At 52.8% G+C, this 23213-nt stretch carries 20 protein-coding genes; 13 read left to right on the top strand and 7 right to left on the bottom strand.

The features are described from left to right. Complete coding sequence (locus tag RNAN_RS15285) at positions 1 to 957, bottom strand: AAA family ATPase (RefSeq protein ID WP_008223427.1); 957 nt, start codon at positions 955 to 957, stop codon at positions 1 to 3. Positions 958 to 1150: 193 nt separating this feature from the next. On the opposite strand from RNAN_RS15285, the gene fadI reads away from it, so the two are divergent. From fadI to RNAN_RS15270, 3 genes are all read left to right on the top strand, one after another. Continuing rightward, complete coding sequence (gene fadI, locus RNAN_RS15280) at positions 1151 to 2461, top strand: acetyl-CoA C-acyltransferase FadI (protein WP_008223426.1); 1311 nt, start codon at positions 1151 to 1153, stop codon at positions 2459 to 2461. Next, positions 2461 to 4593, top strand: coding sequence for a fatty acid oxidation complex subunit alpha FadJ (gene fadJ, locus RNAN_RS15275; protein ID WP_008223424.1), 2133 nt, complete (start codon positions 2461 to 2463; stop codon positions 4591 to 4593). Before fadI ends, fadJ begins: the two co-directional genes overlap by 1 nt. A 113-nt stretch (positions 4594 to 4706) precedes the next feature. Continuing rightward, positions 4707 to 4904, top strand: a complete 198-nt coding sequence (locus RNAN_RS15270) for a hypothetical protein (RefSeq protein WP_008223423.1) — start codon at positions 4707 to 4709, stop codon at positions 4902 to 4904. A gap of 41 nt (positions 4905 to 4945) precedes the next feature. Here the strand turns inward: RNAN_RS15270 and hdfR are convergent, their stop codons facing one another. Continuing rightward, complete coding sequence (gene hdfR, locus RNAN_RS15265) at positions 4946 to 5806, bottom strand: HTH-type transcriptional regulator HdfR (RefSeq protein ID WP_008223420.1); 861 nt, start codon at positions 5804 to 5806, stop codon at positions 4946 to 4948. Positions 5807 to 5935: 129 nt separating this feature from the next. Here hdfR and RNAN_RS15260 point away from each other — a divergent pair, with 129 nt between their 5' ends. Next, complete coding sequence (locus tag RNAN_RS15260) at positions 5936 to 6283, top strand: MaoP family protein (RefSeq protein WP_008223417.1); 348 nt, start codon at positions 5936 to 5938, stop codon at positions 6281 to 6283. 74 nt (positions 6284 to 6357) lie between these two features. Here RNAN_RS15260 and RNAN_RS15255 read toward each other — a convergent pair whose 3' ends face one another. Together RNAN_RS15255 and RNAN_RS15250 are read right to left on the bottom strand one after the other, a co-directional pair. Continuing rightward, positions 6358 to 8601: a putative bifunctional diguanylate cyclase/phosphodiesterase gene (locus tag RNAN_RS15255; RefSeq protein ID WP_008223416.1), complete on the bottom strand. Its 2244-nt coding sequence runs from the start codon at positions 8599 to 8601 to the stop codon at positions 6358 to 6360. A gap of 34 nt (positions 8602 to 8635) precedes the next feature. Then, positions 8636 to 11431, bottom strand: coding sequence for an insulinase family protein (locus tag RNAN_RS15250; protein WP_008223414.1), 2796 nt, complete (start codon positions 11429 to 11431; stop codon positions 8636 to 8638). A gap of 204 nt (positions 11432 to 11635) precedes the next feature. Here RNAN_RS15250 and sixA point away from each other — a divergent pair, with 204 nt between their 5' ends. After that, positions 11636 to 12124 (top strand): phosphohistidine phosphatase SixA, encoded by a 489-nt coding sequence (sixA, locus tag RNAN_RS15245; RefSeq protein ID WP_040552315.1) that lies wholly within the window; start codon positions 11636 to 11638, stop codon positions 12122 to 12124. 22 nt (positions 12125 to 12146) lie between these two features. On the opposite strand, the gene smrB is transcribed toward sixA, so the two are convergent. Next, positions 12147 to 12707 (bottom strand): endonuclease SmrB, encoded by a 561-nt coding sequence (smrB, locus tag RNAN_RS15240; protein ID WP_008223410.1) that lies wholly within the window; start codon positions 12705 to 12707, stop codon positions 12147 to 12149. Positions 12708 to 12760: 53 nt separating this feature from the next. Between smrB and prmB the strand changes: the two genes are divergently transcribed. From prmB to RNAN_RS15225, 3 genes are read left to right on the top strand one after another with little or no spacing between them, the layout of a single operon-like run. Next, positions 12761 to 13720 carry a 50S ribosomal protein L3 N(5)-glutamine methyltransferase gene (prmB, locus tag RNAN_RS15235; protein WP_008223407.1) on the top strand — a complete coding sequence of 320 codons (960 nt, stop codon included), beginning with the start codon at positions 12761 to 12763 and terminating at the stop codon, positions 13718 to 13720. A gap of 24 nt (positions 13721 to 13744) precedes the next feature. Continuing rightward, positions 13745 to 14848: a chorismate synthase gene (gene aroC, locus RNAN_RS15230; RefSeq protein WP_008223405.1), complete on the top strand. Its 1104-nt coding sequence runs from the start codon at positions 13745 to 13747 to the stop codon at positions 14846 to 14848. 10 nt (positions 14849 to 14858) lie between these two features. Then, positions 14859 to 16034, top strand: a complete 1176-nt coding sequence (locus tag RNAN_RS15225; RefSeq protein ID WP_008223404.1) for an MFS transporter — start codon at positions 14859 to 14861, stop codon at positions 16032 to 16034. A 37-nt stretch (positions 16035 to 16071) separates the two neighbouring features. Here RNAN_RS15225 and RNAN_RS15220 read toward each other — a convergent pair whose 3' ends face one another. Both RNAN_RS15220 and RNAN_RS15215 read right to left on the bottom strand, forming a co-directional pair. Continuing rightward, a complete protein-coding gene (locus tag RNAN_RS15220) occupies positions 16072 to 16749 on the bottom strand; it encodes a TorF family putative porin (protein WP_008223403.1) in 678 nt (225 codons plus the stop codon). A 14-nt stretch (positions 16750 to 16763) separates the two neighbouring features. After that, a complete protein-coding gene (locus RNAN_RS15215) occupies positions 16764 to 18881 on the bottom strand; it encodes a methyl-accepting chemotaxis protein (RefSeq protein ID WP_008223400.1) in 2118 nt (705 codons plus the stop codon). A 173-nt stretch (positions 18882 to 19054) separates the two neighbouring features. Here RNAN_RS15215 and RNAN_RS15210 point away from each other — a divergent pair, with 173 nt between their 5' ends. From RNAN_RS15210 to RNAN_RS15190, 5 genes are all read left to right on the top strand, one after another. Further along, on the top strand, positions 19055 to 20185 hold the full coding sequence (locus RNAN_RS15210; RefSeq protein WP_008223398.1) for an ATP-NAD kinase family protein: 1131 nt from the start codon (positions 19055 to 19057) through the stop codon (positions 20183 to 20185). A gap of 1 nt (position 20186) precedes the next feature. Next, positions 20187 to 20477, top strand: coding sequence for a YfcL family protein (locus RNAN_RS15205; protein ID WP_008223397.1), 291 nt, complete (start codon positions 20187 to 20189; stop codon positions 20475 to 20477). A 100-nt stretch (positions 20478 to 20577) separates the two neighbouring features. Then, the gene (gene bamJ / locus RNAN_RS15200; protein ID WP_008223395.1) at positions 20578 to 21192 is read left to right on the top strand and encodes a BamJ family beta-barrel-assembly machinery protein; all 615 of its coding nucleotides are present in this window, start codon (positions 20578 to 20580) and stop codon (positions 21190 to 21192) included. 84 nt (positions 21193 to 21276) lie between these two features. Next, the gene (locus RNAN_RS15195) at positions 21277 to 21738 is read left to right on the top strand and encodes a GNAT family N-acetyltransferase (protein ID WP_008223393.1); all 462 of its coding nucleotides are present in this window, start codon (positions 21277 to 21279) and stop codon (positions 21736 to 21738) included. Between the two features lie 135 nt (positions 21739 to 21873). Next, positions 21874 to 22890: an IS110 family RNA-guided transposase gene (locus RNAN_RS15190; RefSeq protein ID WP_008223389.1), complete on the top strand. Its 1017-nt coding sequence runs from the start codon at positions 21874 to 21876 to the stop codon at positions 22888 to 22890. Positions 22891 to 23213 lie beyond the last annotated feature (323 nt).

The raw sequence follows: 23213 nt of genomic DNA, 5'->3' as shown, positions 1-23213 counted from the left end.
TCAGGCTGCGGGTACCAGGCGCAGAATTTCGGCCAGCACATCATCAGTGCTGATGCCTTCTGCTTCGGCGGCGTAGGTTAAAATTAAGCGGTGGCGCAGCGCATTATGAAACACCGCCTGCACATCGTCCGGGGTGACAAAATCACGGCCGTCCAGCCAGGCTTTGGCTCTGGCGCAGCGCTCTACTGCTATAGTGGCGCGCGGGCTGGCGCCGTAACCAATCCAGCTGGCCAGCTTGTCACTGTAGGCTTTGGCATTACGGGTTGCCATGATCAGCTGTACGATGTACTGCTCTACGCTGGGTGCCATATGCAGGGCTAAAATGGCTTTACGGGCAGCGAAAATATCGCTTTGACTAATTGGGTTTACCTCAACCTTAGCGCCGCTTAAGGCTTCACCCCGGGTTAATTTTAAAATTTGCAGCTCGGTTTCGGCGCTGGGGTAATCTACCCTTAAATGCAATAAAAACCGGTCTAACTGGGCTTCGGGCAGCGGATAAGTGCCTTCCTGCTCCAGTGGGTTTTGTGTTGCCATCACCAAAAACAGCTCTGGCAGCGGGTAGGTATGGCGCCCTACCGTCACTTGTTTTTCCGCCATGGCTTCAAGCAGTGCCGATTGTACCTTGGCCGGCGCGCGGTTTATTTCATCGGCCAGAATAATATGATGAAACAGCGGCCCGCTTTGAAACTCAAACTGGCCGGTTTCCGGCCGGTAGATGTCGGTGCCGGTTAAATCAGCCGGCAGTAAATCGGGGGTAAACTGAATACGATGAAAACGGCCTTCCACACCCTGGGCTAAAGCATTCACCGCACGGGTTTTCGCCAGCCCCGGTGGGCCCTCCACTAACAAGTGGCCATTGGCCAGCAGTGCCAGCAAAATACCTTCGGTCAGTGCCGCCTGGCCTAACACCTGGCTGTCGAGATAGGCTTTTAAAGCAGAAAACGCGTTTACCATCATGTTATCAGTCTTAATTAATTGGATTTATTGATTGTTTTATCGCCATTTGCCACTAAAACGGGCTAGGCTAAGACGTTATAACCTAAATATGGTTCCGTTTGCATTAAAACAAGTGTTTTAATTTTCAACGACTGTCGTTACAATCGGTCGCACTGATACAGGTCAGACCTGTAATTTTAATAAGAGGAACGCTATGAGCTCGCCAATTAATCTTACTACCCGCAGCGGTGATCGCATCGCCATTGTTTCCGGATTGCGTACGCCTTTTGCCAAACAGGCCACCGAGTTTCATGGCGTATCAGCGCTGGATTTGGGTAAGTTGGTGGTCAACGAACTGCTTATCCGTAGTGAGCTGGAGCCAAAGTTAATTGAGCAAGTGGTGTACGGCCAGGTCGTACAAATGCCGGAAGCGCCAAATATTGCCCGTGAAATTGTGCTGGGTACCGGGATGAACGTGCATACCGATGCTTACAGTGTTACCCGTGCCTGTGCTACCAGTTTTCAGTCGGTGGTCAGTGTGGCCGAGTCGATGATGGCCGGTATTACGCAAATTGGTATTGCCGGTGGCGCCGACTCCAGTTCAGTGCTGCCGATTGGTGTCAGCAAAAAGCTGGCCCGTGCACTGGTCGATTTAAACAAAGCCCGCAGCTTCGGCCAGAAACTGGCGATATTCCGCCGGCTGGGGTTAAAAGATTTGCTGCCGGTACCGCCGGCAGTGGCAGAGTACAGCACCGGTTTGTCGATGGGGGACACCGCTGAGCAAATGGCGAAAACGCATAGCATCAGCCGCGCTGATCAGGATGCACTGGCGCATCGCTCGCACACGCTGGCCACCCAGGCCTGGCAAAGCGGCGTGATGAAACAGGAAGTGATGACCGCCCATGTCGAGCCGTATTCCCGCTATCTGGATATCGATAACAATATCCGGCAGGATTCAAAACTCGAGTCGTACGCCAAGTTAAAGCCGGTATTTGACCGCGTGCACGGCTCAGTGACTGCGGCTAACGCAACACCACTGACCGATGGTGCCTCAGCGGTACTGATGATGACCGAAAGCCGCGCTAAAGCGCTGGGTTATCAGGTGTTGGGTTATATCCGCAGTTACGCCTTTGCCGCTATTGATGTGTATGACGACATGCTGATGGGCCCCTCTTATGCCACGCCTATTGCGCTGGACCGTGCGGGCATGACGCTAAATGATCTGACCCTGATTGAGATGCACGAAGCCTTTGCGGCGCAAACGCTGGCTAACGTAAAAATGTTTGCCAGCAAGAAATTTGCTGAAGAAAAGCTTGGCCGCGCAGCGGCGATTGGCGACATTGATATGAGCAAATTCAACGTACAGGGCGGCTCTTTGGCTTATGGCCACCCCTTTGCCGCTACCGGCACCCGCTTAATTGTACAAACCCTGAACGAATTAAAACGCCGTGGTGGCGGTGTTGGCCTGACTACTGCTTGTGCTGCCGGTGGTTTGGGTGCGGCGATGATCCTGGAGACCGAATAATGACAACAACGAATAGTTTCAGCCTGCAAATCCGCGACGATAATGTTGGCGTTATCACCATGGACATCGCCGGCGAGTCGATGAACGTATTAAAAGCCGCCTTCGCCGATGAAATTAGTCAGCTGTTAAGCGACATAAAGGCCAACAGCCAGCTGAAAGGCCTGGTGTTTATCAGTGGCAAGCCAGACTCTTTTATTGCCGGTGCCGACATCAGTATGCTCGATGGCTGCAAAACGGCTGAAGAGGCACAAGCCATTGGCCGCATGGGCCAGCAAATGTTTGACCAGCTGGAGCAGCTGCCAATTCCGTTAGTGGCAGCCATTCATGGCCCCTGTTTAGGTGGCGGCTTAGAGCTGGCAATGGCCTGTCACGCGCGGGTTGCAACCTCAGACAGCAAAACCGTACTCGGCTTACCCGAAGTACAGCTTGGCTTACTGCCAGGCAGTGGTGGTACGCAGCGCTTGCCTAAACTGGTGGGCTTACAAAAAGCGCTGGACATGATTTTAACCGGCAAACAACTGCGCGCGGCGCAGGCAAAAAAAGCCGGCCTGGTCGATGAGGTGGTACCTAACAGTATTTTACTGGATGCGGCAGTAAAGCTGGCGCTAAAAGGTAAGCCCAAGCGTGAGCCGGTAAAGCTAAACCTGGTAGGTAAGGTGCTGGAGCGCACGCCGTTTGGCCGCAATATTTTATTTAGCCAGGCGCGCAAACAAACACTGAGCAAAACGCAGGGTAATTACCCGGCGCCACTGAAAATTCTTGATGTGATTAAAACCGGTGTCGACAGCGGCATGCAGGCAGGTCTGGCCGCTGAAGCTAAAGCCTTTGGTGAGCTTTGTATGACAAAAGAGTCGGCAGCACTGCGTAGCCTGTTTTTTGCCACCACCCAGATGAAAAAGGAAACCGGTGCCGGCGAGACCAAACCCAACAAGGTGCGCAAAGCGGCGGTATTAGGCGGTGGCTTAATGGGCGGTGGTATTGCTAATGTTACCGCCACTAAAGCCGGCATTGCGGTGCGCATTAAAGATATCAACGAGCAGGGCATTAGCAACGCGCTGAAATACAGCTACTCGTTGCTGGAGAAAAAGTTTAACCGCCGCTTTATCAGCAAAGCAGAAATGCAAAAACAATTACTGCTTATTACCGGCACCACCGATTACAGTGGCTTTCATGATGCTGATATCGTGGTGGAGGCGGTGTTTGAAGACTTAGCGCTGAAGCAACAGATGGTCGCGGATATCGAGCAGCACTGTAGCGAAAATACTATTTTTGCCAGCAACACCAGCTCATTACCGATTAAGCAAATCGCCGCCAAAGCGCAGCGGCCAGAGAACGTGATTGGCCTGCACTATTTTTCGCCCGTCGATAAAATGCCGCTGGTCGAGGTGATTGCCCATGAAGGCACTTCAGCGCAAACCATCGCAACTACGGTGGCCTTTGCCCGTAAACAGGGTAAAACACCGATAGTGGTTAAAGATGGCGCGGGTTTCTACGTCAACCGTATTTTGGCGCTTTATATGAACGAAGCAGCTAACGTGTTGCTGGAAGGCGAGCCGGTAGAGAAAATTGACAAAGCCCTGGTGAAATTTGGCTTCCCGGTTGGGCCTGTTACCTTACTGGATGAAGTGGGTATCGATGTCGGCGCCAAGATTTCACCTATTTTAACCCAGGAGTTGGGCGAGCGGTTTTCTGCACCTGCTGCCTTTGACAAGCTGTTGGCTGATGGCCGCAAGGGTAAAAAAAGCGAAAAAGGCTTTTACCGCTACGGCAAAACAGCGAAAAAAGGTAAGAAGCAGGTGGATGACAGCGTGTATAGCGTGCTGGGCGTAACCCCGGCACCACGCTTAAACAGCGATGAAATTAGCAGCCGTTGCGTGGTGCAAATGTTAAACGAGGCGGTGCGCTGCCTGGAAGAGGGTATTATTGCCAGCGCCCGTGATGGTGACATTGGTGCTATCTTCGGTATCGGCTTCCCGCCGTTTTTGGGGGGGCCGTTCCGTTATATCGACCAGCTGGGTGCCGATAAGCTGGTAGCACAGTTGCGTAATCTGGAAAGCCGTTTTGGCAGCCGCTTTGCGCCAGCTCACCTGTTAGTGCAGATGGCAGAGCAACAGCAGCGGTTTTATCCGTAACGGCGTTAACCTTAGCTGGTGAAAATACAACCAAAGGTTAACAGTAATCCTGTTATCAGGCCGGTATAATAACCGGCCTGATGTGTTGATAAGAATTGACAAGAGGATAACAAGTGGTCGTATTACCTCTGATCTGGTTAGCCACTGCAATTGGCATTTATATCGCTGCGCTGCGCAGTGGTATGACGGCAGTGAAATGGGCGCTGGCCGCGGTGTTTACCGGCCCCTTAGTGTTGCCGCTGTTTAGCAGCCACAAACGGCTGACGCTGTACAAAGCCCATGGCCGCTCGGCGGTGCTGTTTCGGCCCTGAGCAGGTCCCTTTTAGCGGCTGTCTTTAGCGAGTGGCATATTTTAGATGTCTGCGGCTTTAAGGAGCTGGCTAAGCAGGCTGATCATCTCGTTTAACGGCTGACGCTGCGCTGTTTTGGGCAGCGACACCGCAAACACTTCCCGGCTCATTACCGGTGCATCAGCCATTAACTGCAACCGCTTGCTGGCTAATAATTCTTTCACCATAGTGTCGGGTAAATAGGCCGAGCCGCCGCATTGCTGAATAAGCTCCAGCGCGATCCGGGCGCTGCCGGTACGCAGTTGTGGTGGTGGTAACTCGCTAAAGCAGCGTGCGTGCTGCATATCAAAGGCCGTGCCCCAATCGACCAGAATATACTGTTGCTGCATGGCCTCCAGCGCGGTTTTACCGCTAAAACTGGTCACCGGCAGTAGTCGGATATCCCCCAGCTTATCTATTTGCATATCATCGATTTTAGGCGCATCAAATAAGATGGCTAAATCGACGTAACGCTCCATGACCTGACGGGCTAACTGATCTTTACCCAGCGATTCGGCGCGCCAGGACACGCCGGGTAGCGCTTGCTGCGCTTTAATAAAACCCTGCAGTAAAAAGGCATCCCAAATATTGGCAGTGGCCGCGACAGACAGTTGTAATGCCTGCTCGGCGCTTACAGCAACATCCTGCCGGGCGCGCTGCAAGGCCAATAACATCCCCTCTGCGTGCGGTAACAGGCGCTCACCGGCAGCCGTTAACTGAATATTGTTGCGATAGCGGCTAAATAAGTTAACACCAAGTTGCTGCTCTAGCTGACGAATGCGGAAACTGACCGCAGACTGGGTGAGATAGAGATTTTCGGCCGCTTTACCAAAATGCCTTGTACGCTGAACTTCAAGAAAGGTTTTAAGCAGTTCGGTATCCAAATTAAATCCTTTAGTATTTTTATGGTCACGATAAAAAATATTTGTTTTACGACAGTAATTTTGTTAACCATACTCCGCACAGTTTAAACAGGCTGGCTTGATATTCAACGAGATTAGAGGAAAAAAGTGATGCAGCAAAGTTTTGTCGCTAACCGTCGCTTTTTCGATGACCGTAATTTCCCCAAGGGTTTTACGCGGTCCGGGCGCTTTACTCTGGCAGAAGGTAATATGCTGGAGAAACATGGGGTGGCAATGCAGGAACTGGAGCAGGGTAGTCGTGCCCCGGTGAATGATGAAGAAACTCGCTTTGTGCAGGTGTGTAAAGGCGAAGCAGAAGCTTCGACCGTGTACGAGAAAACCTGGCTCAAATATAAACAGCGACTGGCGGAGAAACGTAAGTTTCATACCGTGTTCGGTAAGAAGCGTATTGCCGATGGCAGTGATGACTTCTCGTATGTCGAGACCGACGCTGACTAGTTGCTAAGCCCCGTTACCGGGGCTTTTTTCTGCCCGCATTACAACAATTGCTGTAGCGTTGAATGCGCAGCTGATTAGGTAAGGCTAACCAGCGTGGGTTTACTGCGCTGCTTTTGCTGCTGTAAAAACTGGGTAAGCTCCTGCGCTGACAGTGGCTTGCTGTAGTAGTAGCCCTGGATCACGTCACAGCGCAGTTTACTCAGCTGTTGCAGCTGCTCTGGCTGTTCTACCCCTTCGGCCACCACGGATAAGCTCAAATTGTGCGCTATGGTCATAATGGTATCGACCATATTACGGCCGCGGGCACTTTTCATATCGTCGATAAAGGCTTTGTCAATTTTCAGCGTGTTTAGCGGAAACTGTTTTAAATACGCCAGTGACGAATAGCCGGTACCAAAATCATCCATCGCCAGGTGAATGCCACGGGCGCGCAGTTTTTTCATGGTGTCTATCGCCTGCGGTGGCGATTGCATTACGGTGCCTTCGGTAATTTCCAGCTCTAAATGATAAGAGGGCAGCTCAGTCTGCTGCAAAATCTCGTCTATCTGCTCGCACAAAAACGGCAGACTAAACTGGCGCGACGACAGGTTAACCGCCACCCGGCCATGAAACAGGCCCTGATCAATCCAGCCTTTCACCGCCTGACAGGCTTTGCGCAGCACCACTTCACCAATTTCGATAATTTGACCGGTTTCTTCCGCCACAGGAATAAAACTGGCCGGGCTTATCACGCCGCCTTTAGGGGTAATAAAGCGCACCAGTGCTTCAACGCCGGCTAACTGGCCGCTGACAATATTCATTTTCGGCTGGTAGTACACGGCAAAATAGTCTTCTTTTAAGCCGTGGCGGATCAGGTTTTCCAGCTGCAGACGTTTTACTGCCTGCTTGTTCATCGAATCATTAAAAAACAAGTAGCGGTTGGCGCCCTGGCTTTTCGCATGATACATGGCGGTGTCGGCGTTGCGCAGCAGCGCCTGCGGATCTACACCGTCATCCGGAAACAGCACTATGCCAACGCTGCTGGTAATGGCCAGTTCCTGTTGTTCAACCAGTATCGGCTGGTTTATCAGGTTAAGTAATTCTTTTGCCACTGAGGTGATGTGCAGCACATCGTTGGTGTTATCCAGCAGCAGAGCAAATTCATCGCCGCCTAGACGATATAGCCGGCTGGCATACTGGGCATAGCTGCTAAGCCGCTGTGCCAATTTACACAGCAGGTTATCGCCCAGTTCATGGCCAAGCGAGTCATTGATTTTTTTAAAGTTATCCAGATCAAATACCAGCAAAGCATGCTCGGTACCGGCCTTAACCAATTGCCCTAAGCGCTGCATAAACACTGCCCGGTTAGGCAGCCCCGTCAGAGTGTCGCTGTTGGCAAGCCGGCTCAGTTCAGCCTCGCGCAGTTTACGTTCGGTAATATCAGAAAACACCGCCACGTATTGGGTAACCTGTCCCTGTTCATCTTTAATCTGGTCAAACGTCAGTTCAGCCTGATAAATCTCGCCGTTTAGCCGCTGTTCTTTTATCTCGTCATGCCAGCTGCCTTGTTGTGCCAGCGTTTGACGAATGTCATGCATAAAGCGGCTGGGGTACAGGGTCAGCTCGAAGCGCTGCTGCAGGCATTGTTCGCGGCTTTTACCGGTAATGCGGCTAAAGGCCGGGTTAACCTCCAAAATAGTGAACTGGGTATCACAGATCACCACCGCATCTGAAATAGTTTGCAGACATTTGGCAAATAGTTGCAGCTGCTCTTCGGTTTGTTTCAGTTGGTGAATGTTTTTTAAGGTACCGGTCATGCGGCTGGGTTTACCAGTGGCCGAAAACGATACGGCTTTGCCGCGATCAAGCACCCAGGTCCAGTTGTTGTCGCTGGTTTTTATACGGTAAGTGGCTTCAAAATGTGCGGTTTTCCCGCTGAGGTGATCCTGCAGTAATTGACTGACCCGCTCGATATCCTGCGGGTGTATTTGCGTTTTATTCGGTGGCACATCAGCGGTTTTCGGCTGCAGTACCACAGGGTGCAGCCAGGAGCAGGAGCGGTAAAGCTCGCCGCTTTCAATGTTCCAGTCCCATAGCTCGTCGCCGCTGCCCCATAAGGATAACCTGAGCCGCTCTTCGCTGTGCTCCAGTTTTAGCTGATAACGGCGCATTTTTACAATACTCAGATGCGCCAGCAATAACGCAGCAAAGGAGCATAACAGCACGGCGCTTAAGGTGTAGGGCTGTAGAGTGTGCCAGCCTATTGCAAACAGGCTAAAAGGCAAAACACCCAGTAAAAAGGCGCTGATTATTATAATAATTTTTAGTTTTAGTGACACTTACGGCAGCGTGTTAACAAGACCGGCCACCACGTTATATAACTTTAGCTGAGCTGTCAAAAGCATTTTGGCTAACCTGCAGTTGCTGTTTAAGCTGCTCGCGGGTGACAAAGCGCAAATGGCTGTGCTGCGGCCTGCTGTCGGTGGCCAGAAAAATGGCATCGTAGCTGGGCAGTAATAACTGCTGTAAAAAGGCAATAAACTGCTCAAGCTGCAGCGTGCTTAATGCCGCTATGATGTTTTCGGTCAGGTTAAATGCGAGATCCTGTTGCCCCAGTGCCAGCCAAAACCGTTTCGCTCTGGCACCCAGGCTGTTGTCCCGCTCATGCAGTTGCGACAATAACCCTTGTCTGGCCTCGGTGAATTCGTTCTCGGTCAGGCTGGTGGTGTCGGCCAGAAACCCACGGAAGAACATCACCGTGGCCTGATACAAGGCATCACAGTCGGCTTTCGGCGACTGAATATAAAAGGCAATACCGGGTAGGGTATTAATGGGCACGTAGCCGGTGCCCACCAGATAACCCAGCTGCTGCTCAGTACGTAACTGATGAAAATACTCCGGTGATAATAAATGGTTGGCCAGCATAAACAGTGCAATCTGCAGTGGGCTGGTTTGCTGTGCTGGCAGGTAAATCACCAGCGCGTGGTCATTGTGCTCTACCTCTTGCTGCAACCACACCGGGCCTAAACCTTGTGGCCGGCACACCGGATTGGCGGGGCGCTGGCCCAGGCTTGGCAGTTGTTGCTGCCACTGTTGTAGCAGGTGTTGTAGCTGTGTTGCCTGCTCAGTAGTCCAATTGCCGAGTAACAGGCTTTCTACATGTACTTGCTGAAATAAACCGGCGTCAAACTGGCAAAAGGCAGCAAAATCCAGCTGATCGAGCGCATCGGCTAATTGATCAATTTCCGGGTTTAGCGGCTGCAGCAGCGCCGACAGCTGGCTAAACAGCCTGGCCACCGGTTTGTTTTTGCTGCTATTGCGCCAGTGCCGGCTAAGCTGGCGTTTAAGCTCGTCAAAACGCTGTGGGTTAAAACCTTGCTGTAACAGCGCCTGTAGCATGTCACTGAGCAAACGCAGCTGGTTGTTGGTCAGGCCGGTGGTATGAATGCTGATGCCCTGGCGCTGCACGTGCACGTGATACACCAGCCCTATGGTGGTAGCGGCATAAAATTGCTGGTTAATATTGTCCAGAAATAGCTCAACCCACAGCCGGGTAGCCGCCAGTTGCTGGCAACTGCCAATGCTGTTGGGCAGGCTCAGCTGCACAAACACATGCCCTTTGGGGCTGTTAAAATCCGTGTCGGCCTTATACCACAGGCTTAAATGCGGGTCCTGATACCAGGCTCGTGGTTTATCCATATGAGCACTGTTATCCAGCAGTTTGATATCGCCTTTAAGGTACGGGTTTGGCTCAGGCAGCCTGATTTCTGACATAGGCTGGCACTGCTGTAACTGTTGCAACCAGGCTGCCGGCAAGGGCTCAACGCTGTAAGGCGTGTGATACCAGCGTGCCTCACGGTTGGTGGCCAGGCCGGGCGCTATCAGCATCAGGCGCATATTAGTGCTGTTAAAGTAACTGAGCACCTGCTGATACAGCGCTTCTGATGGCAGCTCCATCCGGTAATCACCAAAAATAATATCTTCTACCGGATAATGCTGCATGCTGACCGACAAATGGTTAGCGGTTTGCTGCGCTGTGGCCGGTTCCTGATACAAATAGGCCCAGTGCAGCAGCTTTTGCCGCTCGGCAAATAGCGGCGCTGGAAAAGGCTGCTCACGTAAGTGGGCAATGGCACTAAACAACGCCCGAAGAATGTGATCGCGCGCGGTTAGCCCCGCATCGGTAAGCTCAAAGGCGACGGTAAAATCTTTGTAATTGCTGCCATCTATGCCGCCACCGGCACTCAGTTGATTGACCAGGCCTTGTTGTTTCAGGTAGCTGAGTAACGAGCCTGGGCCCTCATCGCCGAGCAAATGGGCAATAAAGCTAATCAATTTATGCCGGTACCAGCGCTGAATGTCCGGTAGGGCAAAACTCACCACCAGTTTCTGGCTGTGCCGGTGTGGCTGAATATTCAGCTGAATAGCCTGTTGCTCGGGCAAATACAGCGGCACGCTTAGCGGTGGCTTTGGCGGAAGCAGCGATGGGATGGCGGTAAAATATTGTCGTACCAGCGCTTCCTGCGCGGCCAGATCCAGCGGTGATACCAATGCCAGTGTCATACGGCGGGCACTGTATTGCTGCTGAAAAAAGGTGCAAAGGGCTTGCTGCAGGCTGGCATCGGCGGTGTCGGCCAGTGTCGTTAAATTGCCAACGGAGAACTTGGCAAAAGGGTGCGCCGGGTTAATGGTTTCTTTATGTACCTGATAAATCCGCCGGCCATCGTCTTTTAGCTTCAGCGAAAACTCTGCTTCAATGGCATGGCGCTCTTTTTCAACATAATCAGCGCTAAACAGCGGCTGAATAAACATATCAGCAAAACGCTCCAGCGCCTGGGCAAAGCTGTTGCTGTCGATGTCAAAGAAAAAGCTGCTGTGCTCGGTGCCGGTCCAGGCGTTATGGCTGCCGCCATGATGATTAATAAACTGCTGATAGTCGCCGGCGCCGGGAAATTTTGCCGAGCCAAGAAACAACATATGCTCTAAAAAGTGTGCCAGCCCCTCGCGGTCGGCCGGATCATCAAAATGGCCAACGTTAACTGTCAGAGCCGCCGCGCTTTTTTCGGCATCAGTTTGCTGCACCAGTAACACGGCCAGGCCATTATCCAGCGTCAGATATTGATAATGGCGTGGATCGTTCGGGCTTTGCAAAATGTGGTTATATTCCAATCTGGCTACCTTCTTAAGCAGGCTATCAGGGCAGACAACGGCCTTATCATAGCGATAAGTAATAAACAGCTTATACGTTATGCGTTATTGGCAGTTACTCTTGGCGGCAACTTTCATTATCATAGCGCACAATTTTTACCCGGCGTAGGCTTATCTGCCGTTGGCAAGTTAAGGTCCACCCCGAAGCAGTATGGTGTCAAGTACATGGTAAATCTCGTTATTATGCGTCACGGTGAAGCGGAGCCTGTGTCCGTGCAGGACAGCCAGCGCCAGCTTACCGTCAGAGGCCAGCACGAAGTGAACCAGATGGCGCTGTGGTTGCAGCAGCATTATGCTGCTTTTGACTGGATCTGGGCCAGCCCCTATACCCGTACCCGCCAGACTGCAGAGCTAATGTTAGCCAAGCAGGCGCCGTTTAGCCAGTTGGATATTGTCCCTGAATTGGTGCCGGATGGTGATGCCGCCGTGTTTAAAAGCTATTTAGATGCCCGCTTAGCCGATACGCCGGACGCCCGGGTGCTGCTGGTATCGCATATGCCCCTGGTCAGTTTTTTGGTCGAGGCCTTTAGCCAGCCCGGTCAGACGCCTGTTTTTAGCACAGCGCAGCTGGCGTGTATCGACTACCGGCCAGAGCGGGGGGGGCGTTTACTGGAGCGGTTATCGCCGCAAGAGCTGGCGCTGCTCAGTGTATAAGCGTACCAGCGTATAGACGCAATCAGCGCCAGTGTTCATCCTGTTGCTGATCGGTTTTTAGCAGCAGTAACAGGGCGCCATGTTTACCCCAGCTTTTTGGCGCAGTGTGAAAGGCGCGGACATTAGGATGCTGAATAAGCCAGTTTGGCACTTTTTGCGCCAAGATACCCAAGCCCTTACCATGGACGACACAAGCACAGTTGAACTGCTGTTGCTGACAATAGGCCAATAAACCGGCCAGCTCTGTTTTGGCTTGTATTGTGGTCATGCCATGTAAGTCCAGCACCACTTGCGGTTGGCATTCACCGCGGCGTAAGCGGCCGGCCAGGTGCGGATCTTCGCCCGGCTGTACCCAGCTTAAACTGGCGCCGTCGGCAACAAAACCTTCAAACTCGTCAGAAAACCAGAACAAATTTTCATCAGAGTTTTGGCTTGAGACGTCTGTACGTCTTTTTTGCTTGCGGGGGGCGACAACAGGCGGTATCTTGTCCTGCGCTATGGGCTTAGCGCCTGTTATCGACTGGCGAAACAGCTGGCTGTCTTCAATACTGATGCCGGTGCTGGCAGGGGCTTTCTTTTGCATGGCGCAAGTCTACTCAAACTAACCGGTTTTTACAAAAAGAGCTTACATTTATCATGTCTGATACTGGCGAGATGCTGTTTACCCCGCAACTGATTAACGATGCGGTTGCTGAACTTTATACCGTGCACGACTGGCTGCGTTTTGCTGTCAGCAAAATGCATCAGGCCGATGTCTATCTGGGGCACGGTACTGATAACCCCTGGGATGAAGCGGCCAGCCTGCTGGCTTATGTACTGCACTTGCCACCACTGACCGATGATAAGCTGTTGCACACCCGGTTAACCCGCGCCGAGCGCGAGCAGTTTATTGCTCTGTTACAACAACGTATTGAACAGCGCATGCCGGCGGCCTATTTAACCCATCAGGCCTATTTTGCCGGCTTACCTTTTTATGTCGACGAGCGGGTGCTGGTGCCACGCTCACCGATTGCTGAGCTGATTAACGATAAATTCAGCCGCTTACTTAAGGGTAAGACGGTAAAGCATATTCTCGATTTGTGCACCGGCTCGGGCTGTATTGCCATTGCCTGCGCTTATGCGTTTGAAGAGGCCTTGGTCGACGCGGTGGATATCAGCCCGGATGCCTTAGATGTGGCGCAGCTGAATATTGAACAGCATGGCCTGGAGCAGCGGGTATTTCCCATTTTGTCAGACGGTTACGCTGAGCTGAGCGGCGCCCGGTACGATTTAATCGTCACTAACCCACCTTATGTCGATGCTGAAGACATGGCCGATTTGCCGGACGAATACCGCCACGAGCCAGAGCTGGGCCTGGCATCGGGTGAGGATGGCCTGGCGCTGACCCGGCGTATTTTGCGCGATGCTGCCGCCCATTTAACTGATGGCGGTGTGCTGGTATGCGAAGTGGGTAACAGCATGGTGCAACTGCAGCAGGATTACCCGGATGTCGGCTTTGACTGGCTGGAATTTAGCCACGGCGGCTTAGGTGTATTTGCCATTAGCAAAGCGGAATTGCTGCGCTGTCAGCACCTGTTTGAGCAAGAAAATTGGTAACAAGAAAAGCGGTAAGGAGAAGCAATGGCCGGTAACAGCATAGGGCAATTATTTAAGGTGACTACCTTTGGCGAAAGCCACGGCCCGGCAATAGGCGGTATTGTCGATGGTTGTCCGCCGGGTATGCAGCTAAGCTGCGAAGATTTACAGCATGATTTAGACCGGCGTAAGCCCGGTACTTCGCGCTACACCACAGCGCGGCGCGAAGACGATGCGGTGAAGATCCTCTCTGGCGTATTTGAAAACACCACCACTGGTGCCAGCATTGGCCTGCTGATTGAAAACACCGATCAGCGCTCGCAGGACTACGCCAATATTAAAGAGCAGTTTCGCCCAGGCCATGCCGATTATACCTACTGGCATAAGTTCGGCATTCGTGATTACCGTGGCGGTGGCCGCTCATCAGCGCGGGAAACCGCTATCCGGGTAGCGGCCGGGGCTATTGCGAAAAAATACCTGCGTGAGCAATGCGGCATCGAAATTCGTGGCTATTTAGCCCAGCTGGGCCCGGTCAAGATCGACAGCATTAACTGGGATGAAGTACACAAAAACCCGTTTTTTTGCCCGGACCCGTCCAAGCTGGATGCGTTAGATGAATACATGCGTCAGCTGAAAAAAGACGGCGACTCCGTCGGTGCCCGTGTCAATGTCGTGGCCAGCAATATGCCGGTAGGTTGGGGCGAGCCGGTGTTTGACCGCTTAGACGCCGATATCGCCCATGCCATGATGAGCATTAACGCGGTAAAAGCGGTGGAAATAGGCGACGGTTTTGCCGTGGTAGAGCAGCGCGGTTCCACCCACCGTGATGAGTTAACGCCGCAGGGCTTTAGTGCCAACCATGCCGGGGGCGTATTGGGGGGCATCTCCTCAGGGCAGGATCTACTGGTTAGTATGGCGCTTAAACCCACTTCCAGCATCAGCATTCCGGGCAAGAGTATCAATATTCACGGCGAAGTGATTGATATTGTTACCAAAGGCCGGCACGACCCCTGTGTCGGCATTCGGGCAGTACCTATCGCTGAGGCAATGCTGGCGATCGTATTGATGGATCATTACCTGCGCCACCGCGCACAAAATAGTGATGTAAAGGTGACAACGCCGGATATCGCCCGCCAGAGCCGGGGTTAGGCCAAAGCCTATGGCGCTGCTCTCTGCCAGGCCAGCCTTAGCGCTGGCCTATTTCACCTATTTTGGCGTGCTGGGCATTTTTGTGCCTTATCTTGGCCTGTTTCTCGATGGCCGGGGGCTAAGCTCAGCCGATATCGGCTTATTACTGGCCATTGTTACCGCCAGCCGCATTGTCGGCCCCAATATCTGGGCCTGGGTAGCTGATAAAACCGCAAGATCGCTTAGTGTGATGCAACTAGGGGCTGTGCTGGCCACACTGGGCTGGCTTAGCAGTTTTGCTGATCTCGGTTTTTGGCCCTTGCTGGCCGGCTTTGCCTTATTTAGCTTCTTTTGGACCGCCATTTTGCCGCAGCTGGAGCTGACTACCCTTAACTACCTGAATGACGATACCCGGGTATATAGCCGCATCCGCACCGCCGGCAGTGTCGGTTATATTGTGCTGGTGATGCTTGGCGGCTGGCTGTTCGAGCGCTATGGCAGCGAGTTTTTGCCACTGTCGGCGTTATTGTTTTTACTGTTGCTGGTGCTCACTTTGTTTATGCTACCCAAAGTGACGTTGGCCACGACAACGCCAGAGCACAGTGTGCGTTTTAGCCAGCTGATAAAAAACAGCGTACTGCTGCGCTTTATGGCGGCAGCCTTATTGCTGCAAATGAGCTTTGCGCCGTTTTATGGCTTTTTTACCCTGTACAGCCGTGATTTGGGCTACAGCGGCAGCCAGACGGGACTTTTTATCGCCATTGCTATTGCCGCCGAAATCGTGGCGTTTTACTTTGCCGGCAGCCTGATGCGTAACCGCAGTTATGCCAGGCTGCTGGGCATTTGCTACGGCGTTACCGTACTGCGCTGGCTGTTACTGGCCGAGCTGGCCGCTAACCTGTGGTGGCTCAGTTTCAGCATGCTGCTGCATGCCGGCAGCTTTGCCATTGCCCATAGCTGCGCTATGCAGTTTATCCAGCAGTTTTTCCCCAAACACCTGCGCAGCCGCGGCCAGGCGCTGTATGCCGGTGTGATATTTGGCGGTGGTGGCGCCATTGGCGCTTATGCTTCAGGCTTATTGTGGCAGGACGGCGCCGGCGCCCGCCTGACGTTTTATTTAGCCGCAGTGCTGGCACTAGCCGCAACCTTGCTGGCGCTGAGTTTGCCGCGGCAACAGGGGCTAGCCGTTAACGGCGCTGGCAGTTAACCGCGCTGCCAGTTAACCGCGCTGCTAGTTAACCGGGTTACCAGCTAAAGGTTTTGCTCACTGTCAGTAAAATGGCCGCATCGCCCCAGCGCTCGTTAAGGCTGGTATCATGATAACCAATGGCGATATCCAGCCCCTGATACTGGGTTTTTAACATCGCCTGCCAGTGCATAAAGCTGCTGTCACCTTCCCAGCTGTATTTCGCCGTGTCGGTCGAGGTGGAGCGGTCAACCCCCAGCAGCAGTGACCAGTTATCGCTCAGCTCCAGGGTTTTGGTCAGCATAATCACATAATGGCCGCCACCAAAGCCAAAGTAGTCATAGCTGTACCACAGGTTCAGGTTATAGCCGGAGTGGGCAAACTTCAGGTAAATTTCCGGAAAATTCAGCTCTTTACTTTGGCTCATGCCGTGATAGGTATACTGGGCAAAGCCGGTGTCGATTGCCAGGCCGTTCTCCAGCTCGGTGTAGTAGCCGATGTAGGCATCCCATTCCAGTTTGGTGCCTTCGCCAAAATCGACATTCGACGCCCAGCTACCGGCATAAAAGCCATTACCGGCATCCCAGTTTAGCCCGGGTTGCAGCGCCGGGTTTTTATCGGTTTGGCTAACGCCATTAAATAAATAGTTGCTGGTACCGGTTAGGGTAAAACTCCAGCTGCTGTCAGCCAGCGCACTGCTGCTTAGCAGTAGCAGCGGTATCAGGTACGTTTTCATCAGGGCCTCCGCGCCTAGTCGCAGCGTAATTTGCTTAGTTGGCTATCAATGCGTTCGGTTACCTTATCAATAGCACTGCTGATACTGAGGTTATGCTGTGCCAGTTGTTCCAGCTCGCGGGTTGCATCGCCAATCGCGGTAATATTGCGGTTTATCTCTTCGCTTACCTGGTTTTGCTGCTCGGCGGCGGCGGCCACCTGAAACGCATTGTCGGAAATAGCTGCCATGCCGGAGGTCGCCTGTGACAGTTTATCGTAGGCCACTTCGGCCTCGGTGACGGTTTTATCGACACTGGCCGTGCTGATACTGATTTGCGCTACCGTATCTTTTACCTGGCGCTGCAGGGCATCGATCAGCGTTTTGATCTGATCGGTAGAGCTATGGGTACGGGCAGCCAGCGAGCGCACTTCATCGGCTACCACGGCAAAACCCCGGCCCTGATCGCCGGCACGGGCGGCCTCTATGGCAGCGTTTAATGCCAGCAAGTTGGTTTGCTCGGCAATGGCCTGAATCACTTCAGTGATCTGGTTAATTTCCTGGCTGCTACTGGCCACGGCCGCGACTTTTTGGCTGCTGCTGTCAAAATCGCGCGCCACACCTTTAAATTCATCCACGGTATTTTGCAGCAGGCGGGTGGCTTCATTTAACGCTGCGATAGACTCCTGGGCGCCGCTGGCGGTGCTGCTGGCCAGGGTTGCCACTTCATTGGCGGTGGCACTCATTTGATGCATGGCGGTCACCACGTTTTGAATTTCACTGGCCTGTACTGAGGTTGACTGGCTGGTTTTATCAATGGTGCTGACCAACTGCCGGCTTTGCTGTTGCAGTTCGTCTGAGCCGGCTTTTAACGCACGGATCATCTCGCGTAGCTTAGTAGCAAAAGCATTAAAGCCCTCGGCCATTAAATTCAGCTCGCTGTGGCTATCGGCGGCCAGTTTCACCGTTAAATCGCCCTCGGCGCCCGCCAGTTGGTGCATCACTTTGCTCATGCTGGCAATAGGCCGGGTAGCCGCGTTAAGCCACAGTGCCAACAACGCCATAATGGCCAGCAGCAGAATAACGCCAAAGCCGACCATGGTCAGGGCGGTACTTTGGCCATCCTCGGCTAATTGGTTGGCCAGTTGCTCGGCAGCCTGCAACGCCAGCGTTTTCGGCACGGCGATAACGCTAAACCACTCTGAGCCGGACGCTTCTATCTTAATCGGGCTTTTTATCACCAGCTGGCCGTTATATTCAAATACGCCGCTGCTGGCCTGTTGCAGCTGCTGGTACAGCGCCGCATCCAATTGTTGCATGGCCTGGCCTAACTGGTCGGCAAAGCGGTTACTGGCCAACAGCATGCCGCGGCCTGTCAGCAGATACAGCTGGGCTTTGCCATCATATAAAGCAGCCGCCTGTCGCATCAACCCTTGCTGCAATACCGGCAGGTTCATATCGACACCGGCAACGCCACGAAACTGGCCCTGGGTCACCACCGGATACACTAAAGACGTCAGCAGCGCGCTGTTGCCGGGTTCAATTTCAAAAATATAGGGTTCCATCAGGCAGGGTTTTAACGTGTCGCGGCTACACAGATACCATTCCGCCTCCCGCAGACCCAACTCATTGCGCTTATCCAGGTATTTAATGCCCGGATCTTCGGTCTGAATAAACTTTAAGCCGCTGCTTTCCCTGATCCAATACACCTCCAGCGTGCCTTCTTTTGAACTGTGTGTACTGCTGGCATCAAACCCGGCATCGCGGTTGTCATAGCCATTGGGCTCGTATTGGGTATAAACAGAAGAAATACCCTGGTTTGCCGCTAAGATATGGCCCGCCAGCGCTTGCACTTGCTCGCGGCTGTACGGCGTCAGGCCGCTGCCGTGGGCGGTGTTGGCCATGATGCTGGCCAGGTTTTTTGCCACATCATAATTGCGGTTCATCAGCGCTGCAGTTTCCAGCGCGGTAAGCCGGGCCTCGGCACTTAACATGGCCTGAGCGGTTTGCCCCAGCGATTGGCGCACATTATCAACCGCCGATTGGCTGGAGCTTTGCATCGAGTACCAGCCAATCAGCGTCATACTGCCAATACTGATGGCGGTCAGCACTGCTATGCCGGCAGTTAGTTTAAATCTTAGGGAATTCAATAACATTGCTACACCTCATGTGCAAATTGCCAGCGTCGACTGCTGTTAATCAGTAAAGCTGAGCCGCAGCGGTTACGCAATTTCTGCCGTTAAAATTCTGTTGGCGGTTGCCACTTTGCCAGCAGGGCGTGCTAAGGCTACAATAGCCGCCGTTTTTAACTGGCTTAGGGTGTTGCAGTATGGCGAATCGGTTTCGGCTGGGGCTAATTATTAACCCATTGGCGGGGCTTGGCGGCAGCGTTGCTTTAAAAGGCTCAGACGGCCAGGCCGAGCAGGCACTGGCACTGGGCGCTACCCCACAGGCGATGAACCGCGCCAGTACAGCACTTAACGAGCTTGCCGCTTTAGCGGACAAGTTCGAGGTGCTTACCGTGGCCGGTGATATGGGCCAGAGCGTTTGCCAGGCTTTAGGTTTGGCCTATCAGCTGCTGTATAGCCCGGCGCAGTGGCCATCGACCGCTGAGGATACCGAAACGGCCGCCAGGCTGATGGCAGAGCAGGGCGTAGATTTGCTGCTGTTTGCCGGTGGCGATGGCACCGCGCGTAATATCTGTGCGGTGGTGGGCGATAGCACCACAGTGCTGGGTATTCCGGCCGGGGTAAAAATTCACTCTGGCGTCTATGCCATATCGCCACAGGCGGCCGGCAAGCTGGTCGGCAAACTCATTGCCGGTGAGCTGGTGTCGCTCAGCGAAGCGCCGGTGATGGATATCGACGAGCAGGCGTTTCGTCAGGGGGTGGTAAAAGCACGCCGCTATGGCGAAATGCGCATACCGGCGCAGCTGCGTTATGTGCAAAGCGTAAAAATGGGCGGGCGCGAGAGCGAAGAGCTGGTGCTGGCCGATTTAGCGGCCTATGTCGTCAGCCTGCTGGAAGATAATGTGCGCTATGTGATGGGCTCCGGCTCTACCGTGGCGGCGGTAATGGCCGAGCTTGGCCTGGATAACACTTTGCTTGGCGTGGATGTTATCGAAAACGGTAAGCTTATCGGTAAAGATGTCAGCGCCGCCCAGCTGCTTGAGCTGGTGCAGGGCTACCCGAGTAAACTGATTATTACCCTCATTGGTGGCCAGGGCCATGTATTTGGCCGCGGTAATCAGCAGCTGTCACCGGCAGTTATTCGCGCCATTGGCCGCGACAATATTTTACTGATCGCAAGCAAAACCAAGCTGCAGCAATTAGATGGCCGGCCTCTACTGGCCGATACCGGCGATGCCGGGCTTGACCAGCAACTTACCGGCTTAATCAATGTATTAACCGGTTATAACGACTATGTGATTTACCGTTTAGGCTATGAGGATGAGCTATAACATGACAACACTAACGATGCCTGAGCGCTTTATTGACGCCGTTGCCCAGCTGTTTGATGCCCTGGTGCCGGTAGCAACCGATGATGAATTATTTGCCTCGGGTTATCTGCGCGGCCATTTTGACTTAGCGGTAGGTACTTTACAGGTGGCAGCGGAGCCCTTTGTTGCCGCCGATGTAGTAAAGCAGGTAAATGCTACGCTTGAGCAAGCCATTAATAGCGGTGAGCTAAGCGAACAGGATCAGCAGCATGTGGCTGCTATCTGGCAGAGAATCCAGCAGCTGGCCGATTAACGCAGCAGCTTAGCCGGCAAGACTTTTGCGCGCTTATGCGCTAGTATAGGCGCACTTTTAACCCCAAAGCCGTAAGGCTTTTCCAGCATAAGTGGAACTCATGTCAAAATATACAACGCTTGAACAGCACGCCAGCTATGGTATTGGTTTACAAATGGGCCAGCAACTGGCCGACAACCCGTTTGACGGTTTAGATATTGATGCCGTAGCTGCCGGCGTTATCGCCGCCTTTACTGAACAGGCAGCGGAAGTTAGCGACGAGCAAATTCGTGCGGCTTTTACCGTGATCAGTGAGCGCATGCAGGCAGAGCAGGCCGAAAAGGCCGAGTTATTAGCGCAAGCCGGCGAAGCCTTCCTGGCCGAAAACGCCAAGCGCCCTGAAATCACCGTGACCGCATCAGGTTTACAGTACGAAGTATTAGTGGCCGCAGACGGCGAAAAACCAAGCCGTAACTCCACCGTGCGTACGCATTATCACGGTACCTTAATCGATGGTACTGTGTTTGATAGCTCTTATCAGCGTGGCGAGCCGGCCGAGTTCCCGGTATCTGGTGTTATCGCCGGCTGGACCGAAGCGCTGCAACTGATGTCACCAGGCAGCAAACTGCGTTTATACATCCCACACAACCTGGCCTACGGCGAGCGCGGCGCGGGTAACGCCATTGCACCTTTTAGCGCCCTGATTTTCGACGTAGAGCTGTTGGCTATTCTGTAATAGCCAAACACGTCAGAGCATGCCATCAAAACCCTGCACTGCAGGGTTTTGTTATTTTCACCCAGCGCCATAGCAGGAGCCGTTATGTACCACATTCGTCCTTATCAATTTGGTGAAGAGCCGCTGCTACGTGCGCTGTTTTACAACACCGTGCATAACGTTAACCAGCGTGATTATGATGAAGCGCAGCGCAATGCCTGGGCGCCGGCGCAGTACGATGAAAACGCCTGGGCCATGCGTATTATGCAAAGCGAGCCTTTTGTCGCGCTGCATAACGACACCATCGTCGGCTTTGCCGATGTGCAAAGCGACGGCTATATCGACTTTTTCTTTTGCCACCAGGCGTATCAGGGCAAAGGTGTCGGTAAAGCCTTAATGCAGCATTTGCTTAAAACCGGTAAGCGTTATGGTGTAAAGCGCTTTTACGCCAACGTCAGCATTACCGCTAAACCGTTTTTTCAGCATTATGGTTTTGTGGTGGTAAAACAGCAGCAAAAAGAAGTGCGTGGCATAGTGCTAACCAATTTTTTGATGGAGAAGAAGTAGTAGTTAGTAAAGCCACTTTTGGATAGGAAAAGGTCAAGACCTGATAATCATCTAGCCTAAGCGGCCTTGTACGGCCTCCGAGTTAATAGCTATTTTTTGATTGCCGTCGAAAAATTCTATCTTCAAGGAGGCCGTATGAAATTGTATGTCGGGATTGACCTTCATTCCAATAATTCAGTGCTGGTTGTGCTTGATGAAAATGATAAGGTCATTTACTCCAAACGCTTACCTAACGATGCGCAGGTTATTCTCGGGGTACTTGCGATGTATAAAGAGCAAATTGAAGCTGTTGCGGTAGAGTCGACCTACAATTGGTATTGGCTGGTCGATGCGCTGCAGGATGAAGGTTACGAGGTGCGATTGGTCAATACCGCCGCCGTAGTGGTTTATGATGGCCTTAAATACAGTGGCGATGTAGCAGATGCCAAGCACCTGGCGCATTTACTGCGCATGGACCTGCTGCCCTGTGGTTATATTTACCCGAAAAAACCGAGGGCTTTACGTGATTTAGCACGTAAGCGTGCACAACTGGTGCGGCAAAGAACCACCCAGTTGCTGTCCATCAAGAACTTGCTGGCCCGCAACTGTGGTCGGGACACGCCAAGTGCCACAATTAAGCGGTGGGCTCCTGAGCACATTGCACAGTTGCCATTATTGCCAGAGCAAAAGCTCGCCGTGCAAGCAAACTGTGCGGTGATGCAAGCACTAGAGCAGCAAATTAATGCGGTTGAAACTGAACTGCTACGCCAGCTTAAACCCTGTAAGGCATTTCAGTTGCTCAAAACCATGGCCGGTGTCGGCGATATTCTGTCAATGACGATTTATCTGGAAACCGGTGATATCAATCGCTTCAACAGTAGTGGTAACTTTGCTTCTTATGCCCGAATGGTGCGTTCAAGCCGCGAGTCCAACGGCAAGAAGAAAGGCGAAGGTAACCGCAAATGCGGTAACCGCTACCTGTGCTGGGCTTTTATGGAAGCGGCACATTTTGCTGTGGGTTCAAATGAATTTATCCAGCGCTTTTACCAGCGCAAATGCACTAAAAGCTTAAAGGTCGTGGCGATGAAAGCCGTGGCGCATAAGCTGGCCAGAGCCTGTTACAACATGCTCAAAGACGGGGTGGAGTTTGATGTAAAACGCGCCTTTAGTTGAGTTTACCCAGCGTAGCTGATGCTGCTTCGGGGTTGGTAAAACCAGAGATCTGATTGCACAGCTACGCTGTTTTACCTTGTTTGCCGTAACATCGCCTGCTGCCTGAGCCAGAAAGGGGTTGGTTTAAAGCCATGATTCTGTCGCAGCTATGCTGCATCACTTGGACAGGCAGGAGAACAGAGGGTTTTCTGGGGCTACAAGTAGCTAGGGGCCGGACGCAGTGAGTCCAAAGCCTTGATCCTGATGGGTGACTGGTGCGATACATCGCAACCACCAATGAGAACTAAAATGCGACAGTTATAGGTTTGCAGGGATGAAAAGAT

This window comes from Rheinheimera nanhaiensis E407-8 (genome assembly GCF_000296695.1).
Lineage (GTDB): Bacteria > Pseudomonadota > Gammaproteobacteria > Enterobacterales > Alteromonadaceae > Alishewanella > Alishewanella nanhaiensis.
The sequence above is the reverse complement of the archived record's forward strand: the minus strand, read 5'-3'. Positions and strand labels throughout refer to the sequence as shown.

What these genes read in the sequence shown, in the direction of transcription:
- RNAN_RS15285 (WP_008223427.1), bottom strand. Translation starts at nt 957, where the DNA reads ATGATGGTAAACGCGTTTTCTGCTTTAAAAGCCTATCTCGACAGCCAG.
- fadI (WP_008223426.1), top strand. Translation starts at nt 1,151, where the DNA reads ATGAGCTCGCCAATTAATCTTACTACCCGCAGCGGTGATCGCATCGCC.
- fadJ (WP_008223424.1), top strand. Translation starts at nt 2,461, where the DNA reads ATGACAACAACGAATAGTTTCAGCCTGCAAATCCGCGACGATAATGTT.
- RNAN_RS15260 (WP_008223417.1), top strand. Translation starts at nt 5,936, where the DNA reads ATGCAGCAAAGTTTTGTCGCTAACCGTCGCTTTTTCGATGACCGTAAT.
- sixA (WP_040552315.1), top strand. Translation starts at nt 11,636, where the DNA reads ATGGTAAATCTCGTTATTATGCGTCACGGTGAAGCGGAGCCTGTGTCC.
- smrB (WP_008223410.1), bottom strand. Translation starts at nt 12,707, where the DNA reads ATGCAAAAGAAAGCCCCTGCCAGCACCGGCATCAGTATTGAAGACAGC.
- prmB (WP_008223407.1), top strand. Translation starts at nt 12,761, where the DNA reads ATGTCTGATACTGGCGAGATGCTGTTTACCCCGCAACTGATTAACGAT.
- aroC (WP_008223405.1), top strand. Translation starts at nt 13,745, where the DNA reads ATGGCCGGTAACAGCATAGGGCAATTATTTAAGGTGACTACCTTTGGC.
- RNAN_RS15225 (WP_008223404.1), top strand. Translation starts at nt 14,859, where the DNA reads ATGGCGCTGCTCTCTGCCAGGCCAGCCTTAGCGCTGGCCTATTTCACC.
- RNAN_RS15220 (WP_008223403.1), bottom strand. Translation starts at nt 16,749, where the DNA reads ATGAAAACGTACCTGATACCGCTGCTACTGCTAAGCAGCAGTGCGCTG.
- RNAN_RS15215 (WP_008223400.1), bottom strand. Translation starts at nt 18,881, where the DNA reads ATGTTATTGAATTCCCTAAGATTTAAACTAACTGCCGGCATAGCAGTG.
- RNAN_RS15210 (WP_008223398.1), top strand. Translation starts at nt 19,055, where the DNA reads ATGGCGAATCGGTTTCGGCTGGGGCTAATTATTAACCCATTGGCGGGG.
- RNAN_RS15205 (WP_008223397.1), top strand. Translation starts at nt 20,187, where the DNA reads ATGACAACACTAACGATGCCTGAGCGCTTTATTGACGCCGTTGCCCAG.
- bamJ (WP_008223395.1), top strand. Translation starts at nt 20,578, where the DNA reads ATGTCAAAATATACAACGCTTGAACAGCACGCCAGCTATGGTATTGGT.
- RNAN_RS15195 (WP_008223393.1), top strand. Translation starts at nt 21,277, where the DNA reads ATGTACCACATTCGTCCTTATCAATTTGGTGAAGAGCCGCTGCTACGT.
- RNAN_RS15190 (WP_008223389.1), top strand. Translation starts at nt 21,874, where the DNA reads ATGAAATTGTATGTCGGGATTGACCTTCATTCCAATAATTCAGTGCTG.